This is a genomic window from Achromobacter sp. 2789STDY5608615, from assembly GCF_001298995.1.
GTDB classification, from domain to species: domain Bacteria; phylum Pseudomonadota; class Gammaproteobacteria; order Burkholderiales; family Burkholderiaceae_B; genus Achromobacter; species Achromobacter insuavis.
Genome location: NZ_CYTY01000044.1, coordinates 40747 through 47622 on the forward strand (window position 1 = coordinate 40747; position 6876 = coordinate 47622).

The 6876-nt window shown below is 66.0% G+C and carries 1 pseudogene; it reads right to left on the reverse strand.

Going from position 1 to position 6876, the window contains the following annotated elements:
- Window positions 1-96: 96 nt before the first annotated feature.
- Window positions 97-6867: pseudogene (locus tag AOZ49_RS33715) on the reverse strand (filamentous hemagglutinin N-terminal domain-containing protein); the annotation flags it as partial.
- Window positions 6868-6876 lie beyond the last annotated feature (9 nt).

Genomic DNA, 6876 nt, shown 5'->3' on the forward strand with positions numbered 1-6876 from the left:
AATGGTCAAGCCACGCTGCCGGGACTCGAAGGTCTCTGTGCGGGTCCGTGTGTCATAGCCCGGGTCGATCCGCACACGATCGCCAGTGATGTCGATATCCTGCCCCGCGACCACGTCGGCCCCGCCGATGTGCACGCGATTGCCCGCGGCGATGGTCACGTCACCCTGGTTGCTGCCCACCGTGCTCACGCTCTGGCTCTGGGTGACGCCCTTATCGTCCACTTCGTGGCGCGATGACTGGCTGCCGAAGGTGACGCCGATGCCGCCGCTGTCCAGCAACCCGCTTTTCTTCTTCCGCTCCAACAGGTAGTGCGATTCCGTCTCGGTCGCGGCGGAGATATCGACGTCGCGACCCGCATGCAGACCGACATCGCGGTCGGCGACGATCGCCGAACCACTCACCGTCAGATCATTGCCCGCCGTGACGCGGACCGTGTCACCGCTCAGCATGCTGCCTGTCTCGCGCGTGACGTGGTCGTCCTTCACCGTGTCGCTGCTGCGCTTGCGCAGGAAGCCCTTCGTCTCCGAGTGTTCCTGCGTATGCTGTGTGTCGCTCTGGGTGACGCTGACGATCCGCACGTCTTTCTGCGCCCACAGCGCGAGATCGCCCTGTTCGCTGTGCAGCGTGCTGCCTGCCACGGCGATATCCCCCGCCCGGGCGACAATCGTCACACCGTCCTGACCCGCGAGCGTGCTGCCGACGGCCTCATGGCGCGAGGTTTCCATGGCACGCTGGCTCCTGGTCTTGCCTTCACGCGTGCTTTCGGCGTCCTGATCGTTCACCTGGCGGCGCGCGCTGCCGATGGAGATGTCGTTGGCCTCCAGGCCTATCCGTCCTTGCCGGCTGTCGAGCTGTGCGCCCTCCAGCGTGACCGAATTGCCGGCCTGGATCGTGACGCCCCTGTCGCCGCTCAGCGTGGACAGGCCCAGCCGCTCTTCCTCTCGGTGGTTCTCAACCGAAGAAGTGCGGCTGTCGGCCTGCAGCCGCGTTCGATTCGTGGTGGACGTCGACAGCAGCCGGACATCGCCTGCCGCCTGCAATTGCGCCGAGCCGCCCGCCTGGACCTGACTGCCTTGCAGGATGAGATCCCGCCCTGCCGTCAGGCTCGCGTCGTTGCCCGCCGTCAGGGTGCTGCCCAGCGCCTGTTGCCATTCGCCGCTGACTTGCGCCATGCGCTGGCCGGCCTCCTCCATGCCCGAGCTGGTCCGGTTGCCCATGGCGCCGGAGATCACCTCGACGCTCCCGGTGTGGCGGCTTTTCGCGGCGCCGATGTCCAGGTTGTCGCGCGCGCTCAGGCTCAGATTCCGCGTGGCGTCCAGCCGGGCGCCCTGCAAACGGATATCGCCGCCGCTGAGCGCAATGTCATTGGCGCTCATGCCGGCCTGGCGCAATGCATCCTGCAGATTGCTGCGCATCGTCAGGCTGTCCGCCCGCGCCTCGATGCGATCGGCCTTGATGTCGCCGCCCCGGTGCAGGAACTGATCCGCATCGATCCCGAGCGCCTGGTCGGCGAACAGATTGCCGGCATTGTCGAGGCAGCTTGCCGACAGCTGAAGCGCGCCGCCACCGATCAACGCGCCATCGCCGGTCAGGCGCAACGTGGACGCGGCCAGATAGACCTTGGGCGTCCATACCGTCTGCGGACCGCTTGCGGTATCGACCGTCTCGCTCACCATCCAGACGATATCCTGCTGCAGCGCCGCGATCTGCGCCGGACTCAGGGCGACGCCGGGCACCAGCCGCAGGTCTTGCGCCACGCGGGCGCCATTGGCCATCAACGCCTGATACTGCTCCATGGCGCTTTCGCCATGCACGCTCGGGCGTCCGGTCAACTGCAGCACCTGCTCACGCACCACCCGCTGTTCGTAGAAGCCGTCCCCAAGGCGCTTGTGTGCGCGCGCCGGATCGAAGCCGACCTGCGTGAGCAGATAGTCGCTGCTGATGAATTTGTCACGGCTGGTGAAGCGCGTGTCGCTGACGACCAGATAGGGGCTGCCGGGTTCCGCCGGCTGACGGAACAGGCCGTTGTTCGGGATCGCGGTCGCGACGCGGTTCAGATGCTGCTTTTCCGTCAACGCCACTTCGGCCGGAAGCAAGGGGCGCCCCGCGCCCCATTGTGCGTCACCCTCGAGCGGCTCCGCATCCGGCACCGTCACGGCCAATGGATTCCGCAGCCAATCGGCGCGCTCGGCCTCCACCGCCGCCTGCGCCGCGGCGACGTCGCTGATCTGCGCCTGATCGACCGTGGTGTTGGTGATGCTGGCGCCCTGAATGGCGACGTTGCCATTGCCGGTGATCACGGCATCCACGGTGCTCAACGCCGTGGTTACGTCACGGTTGAACGTCGGATACCAATGCACCGTATCCTTGTCGTAGTGGTCGACGATGATTTCCCTGCGTCGCTCGTTGATCGAGTACCCGCGGTTGTCGACCGTGCCGGAGCCCGCGATATCGAGATTGCCGTTCGCCGTGATGACGCTGGCGTCGTTGAGCAGGCGCCCGGAGATGCGCAACGCCATGTTCCCGCCCGCCAGGATGCGGGCGCCAGTCCCTTCGGACACCAGCTGGTCGCGCGTGGAGGTGCTGGTGACCGTGCGCTCGCGGAAATTGCTGTAATCCGTCACGAAGGGCGCGTCGGCGATATCGACGTGCCTGGCAGGGTCCCACTGCTCGATGCGGCCCTGGTCATATTCACGCCAGACCGTGTTGTGATACGGCGTGGGAACAAGGTACTGCCTGTACCCGCGCGTCTCGTAGAAGGTCATGGCATAGCGGCCATCGTCATCGGGCGTCAGCGCCAGATAGTTGACCCACAAGTCCATCAACCTGCCCCGACTGGTCCTGACACGCACTTGCGCGCGCTTGGCGGGGGCGTCGATGGCCAGCAGCGTGCCGTATCGGTCGCGGCTCGCGGCGGCCTCGTCGTGGAAAGTCAGGTGCCGGGTGGTGGGCGCCACGGGCCCGAGGTCTGGATCGACGGCCGAGCCATAGGAACGCCAGTAATAGTTGTAGCGGTGCCAACGGATCGTGTCGCCGGCTTGCGCGTCACGCGCGATATCCAATCCTTCGCGCAGGTTATCCAGGCGGCCGGCATCAATCGCAACGTCACCATCGGCTTCGATGATGCTGGCGCGGTTTTCCATCAGATCGCCGCTGTATAGCGTGAGCGCGCCACCGCTATACAGCAGGCCGCCTTCGCGGTTGACCAGCCGTTCCCGCGCCTGCAACGACAGGTTTTGCGTCGCGGCGACCACGCCATCTCGACCGTGGTTGTCGATCACACGGGCATGCACGACGACGTCGTCGCCCATCACGGTTGCCGGGTTGTCGAGCGTATCGACATCGAGCGTCATGCGGTCCGCTTCCAACCTGCCCCGGTTGACCAGCGTGCCCGTGGCCAGCTTCATCCCCTTGCCCGTCAGGGAGCCCAGGTTGGTGAAATGCGTGCTGCCCAGCGCAAGGTCGCCCGGCAGCAGCCATTGGGCCTCGTTGGTCAGCGTGCCGTTCACGGCAAGCGTGAGCAGGCCGTTGCTGCTGAGGATGTCGCCGTCCCGATGGGTGTAGTCCTGCCCGATGGAAAGCGACAGCGCATCCAGGCCGAGCAGCGCACCGCCCCGGTTATCCAGGGCCTGGACGTCGATAGCCAGCGCGCTGCCGCTTTGCACCCGCCCCGAGGCATTGTCCAGCGAGCCCGCAGTCAGCGCGGTATGCGTCGTTCCCAGCAACAGGCCACCGTCACGGTTGTCCAACCGATCGGCCTTGATGCCCAGCTGCCCCTGGCTGCTGATGATGCCGCGCCCACTGTTGTCCAGGCCCGCCGCATTCAGCATGAACGTCCCGCCCGACACCAGCTGGCCAGCCTGGTTGTCCAACCGCGCGCTGTTCAGTGTCAGCGCGTCGGCACTGTGAATCCTGCCTTGCCGATTGTTGAGCGTACTGACCCGGTAATCTCCCGCCGCCTGACTGACGAGCATGCCATCCGTGTTGTTCAGATTGTCCGCGGCCAGGGTTAGCGCGCGCTTGCTGCTGATCAGCCCATGCCGATTGCCGACCCGGCCCGCGGTGATGCGCTGGTCACCGTTGCTGCGCAGCGCTCCCCGGTCATTGCCCAACAGGTCGACGATGCGCAGATCGAGCTGCCGCTGGCTGTCGATTGCGCCGCCTTCGTTCAGCAATCGCAGCGCATCGAGTCGCAGCGCATCGCCGCTTTGAACTTGGCCTTGCCGGTTGTCCAGTGCCCCGCCCAGATCGAGCCGCAATTGCTGCTGGCTATGGATCAGGCCTCCTTCCGTGTTGCTCACGCCTTGCGCCGCAAGCCACAACCCCGTACCTGCCGATATCCGGCCCGCCGCGTTGTCGACCGAACCCGCTGACGTGTCTGCAGCGGCGCCCCGCAGGTCCAGCCGCCCCGCGGCGCTGATATCGCCGGCGCGGTTGTCGATATCCTGCGCGAGCCGCAACGTCAGATCCGAAGCCGACTGCAGCACGCCGTTGGCGTTATTCGAGGTCGTCGCGGCGAGTGCCGACGCGCCCTGGCTCTGTATCGTTCCCTGCCCGTTATCGATATTTCCCGTGGCGGCGGCAGACCAATCCCCCTGGCTGCCCATCCATCCTTGCACGTTGCGGATGTCTTGCGCCCGCAACTGCTGCCCCCCCCGGCTGAAGAGGCGGCCGCCGCCGTTATCCAGCAGGCTCGCGAACCGCAGATCCAGGCGGCCCAGCGACAGGATGCTGCCCTGCCGCAGATTGTCCAGCGCGCCACCCTTCAACGACATGGCGCCACCGCTTTGCACCGAGCCCGCGGTGTTGTCGAATCGGCTTGCCGCGTCGCCCTGCCAGGCGAGTGTGTCCACGGCCGTCAGGATGCCCGCCTGATTGCCGACATCGCCGGAGGTGTCCAACCTAAGTGCACCGCCCGACTGCAGTTTCCCGGCACGGTTGTCCAGCCCGGCAACCGCGGCCTGGACCTGCTGGCCTCCCACCGCGGTGGCGTTACGGTTGTCCCAATTGCCACCGGCCTGGATGGATAAGGTCTTTCCGGCTTCGAGCCACCCCTGCGCGTTATCCAGGGCCTGCCGCGCCGTCAGGTTCAGATCGCCCCAACTGACGAGTTGCCCTTGCCTGTTCTGCAGGTGCTGCACGGCCACATCCAGCTGCCCGCCGATGACTTTTCCGCGGGCGTTGTCGAGCGTGCCTTGCGCCTTCAATGCCAGCCTGTTGCCACCCCGCAGGCTTCCATCCTTGTTGTCGATGTCGCCGCCGGACGTGAGTGCCAGCGCGTCGAGGCCGGAGACCGAGCCAGACCGGTTATCCAGGCGGCCGGTGATCAGCGCGAGGCTGCCATTGCTACCCAGTTCGCCGCCACGGTTATCCAGCAGTCCATCGACGTGCCAGCGTTGCGCGGCGCCGGCAAGCGCCACCAGACGCCCCTGCCGATTGTCCAGGGAGCCGGCGTCGATATCCAATTGCCGGGCCTCGATGGCGCCCCCGGTGTTATCCAGCGCGCCCGTCAGGGTGAAGCGGCTATCTCCGTCCGCCACCTGCGTCCAGACCGCATCCCGATTGAACAGATCATGGCCGTCGACCTTCCAGCTGCCTGCCCGGATCTTCGCCTGCTGTGCGTCAATCGATCCCGTCGTGTCCAACGTCAGCAGACGGCTGTCGACCCGGGTTCGCTGCAATGCGATGCCGCTGTCCTGCGCGTTGATCTGCACCTGGTCAGCGGCCAGGGCGCCCTGGCTCAGGTCCACCCGGCGGCCAGTCATGGCGATAGCCTTGTTGCTCAGCAGGCTGCCACTGGCGCGGATGTCTCCCTGACTGCTCAACAACAGGTCCGCACTGCCCACCAGCGAACTATTGATATCGCTGCCCGCCAGCAGATTGCCACCGATCTGGATGCCTTGCTGCGCGGTCAGCCGGATGTCGCCCGCCGCCGCCAGCGTGCCGGACTGTTCAATGCGTCCTGCACGGCTTTCGACTGACAACGTGCCGCCGCTGTACAACTTGCCGCGATGCTCGAGGCCATCCCGCGCAATCAGGGAAATGTCGCCGCCGGCCTGGGTCACGGCCTGGGTCACGGCCTGATTCACGGCCTGGGGTTCAGCTTGGTTCACGGCCTGCGTTGAACCCGGCAGCCAGCTGAGCCAGCCCTCGCTGCTGACGGTCAGCGTTCTGTCCGCCAGCAGATGCCCGCCCTGATTGCGCACCCCCACGCCGGCCTCGGTGCCCATCATGTGGATGTGGCCGCTGTACATGCCACCCAGCTGGCCCATGTCTATCGCCAATTCCGGCTTGATGGCATCGGCAATCAGCGGTACGACCGTCTTGCCATCGGCGCTGATGCGATTGCGTCCCGCGACCACCGACACGGCTTCCTGGGCCCAGACGCCGGCGTTTATTTCCACCGCACGCGCCAGGATGTCCACATACCGGGCGTCATGCCGGAGGTCGCCATTCACGCCGCCGCCGTCGATGCGCACCACGCCGCGTTCAACCAGGAATCCCGCCAGGCTGCCATCGGCATTGCGCTGTGGCGCACCGGTGCTCAACGTCATGCGCCCCGCGTTGATGGTTCCACACCCATCGCACACGATGCCTGCCGGATTGGCCACGATGATCTGCGCCCTGTCGCCCGCCACCTCCATGAACCCGCGCAGCAGGCTGGGATTGCTGCTATTGACCTCATTGAGGATGACGCGCGCCGTCACCCCATTCGGAGCGAGATTGGGGTTGCCCTGGATCATGCCGGCCAGGCCGGTTGACGTCATGACCGCCGAGTTGTTGAGAATGACGCCTTGCCGGTCGACGTCAAACTGGGTGTAACGGTTATGCGAAACCCTGCCGTTATCGGGCGCGGCAATGTTCACCTGCGGCAA